The 670-nt window shown below is 65.7% G+C and carries 1 protein-coding gene; it reads right to left on the bottom strand.

The window, feature by feature from the left end; all coding sequences use genetic code 11:
* The coding region (locus tag A2J02_RS28030; RefSeq protein ID WP_442971439.1) for an Rv3212 family protein at positions 1-670 on the bottom strand (670 nt) is incomplete at both ends.

The following is a 670-nucleotide window of genomic DNA, read 5'->3' as shown; positions in this document are numbered from 1 at the left end:
ACCGAGATGCCGTCGGGCACCGGTAAGAGGAGTCGGCCTGCCATGACCGCTCCACTTCCGAGGGCTCCGGGGACGGTCCAGAGAGGGCTCAGGTTGTTGGAATCGAACGCCTGGACCCCCGTGCCGGTGAACCAGGTGAGAGCCGAACCTGCCTTCGTCGCAGGAAGATCCGGGGTAGGGGAGGAGCCGGCCGGAAGAGTGAATTCGGACAGTTTCGCGGCCGCGTCGTCGTAGAGTCCTACCCGGTCGGGCGCGCCGTTCTCCGCTGGAATGTACAGCGCGACAACGCTGCCCGTGATCGCAATGATCTGCCCGGCAGTGGGTGCGTCGGATCGGGGAACGAGTTCCGGTACCACCGTCGACCCGTACTCCTCAGGTTTACCGGCGTCCTTGGGTGCAGGATTCATCAGCGACAATCGGGCAGCGGTCTCTCCCGGGCACTGTTCGAGCACAGCCGTCCGCGAGTTCGTCGACGCCGAGGACAGCAGCGTGCACCCGGTTCGCGGCTGACTACCCGGATTGACCGGGGCATCCACTCGACCGTATTCGAGGGTGCGCACCATGTCCGACCGCCACAGCTCCATGCGAGTGTCGCCCCTCGACGTCACGTAGGTGCCATCGGAGGACAGGCGGACCGCATCGTCGGCGTCGGAAGTGCGTTGTGCCTTGC

Origin of the sequence: Rhodococcus sp. EPR-147 (assembly GCF_001647185.1) — a bacterium.
Classification (GTDB): Bacteria; Actinomycetota; Actinomycetes; order Mycobacteriales; family Mycobacteriaceae; genus Rhodococcoides.
This window is presented reverse-complemented; position numbering and strand designations above follow the sequence as displayed.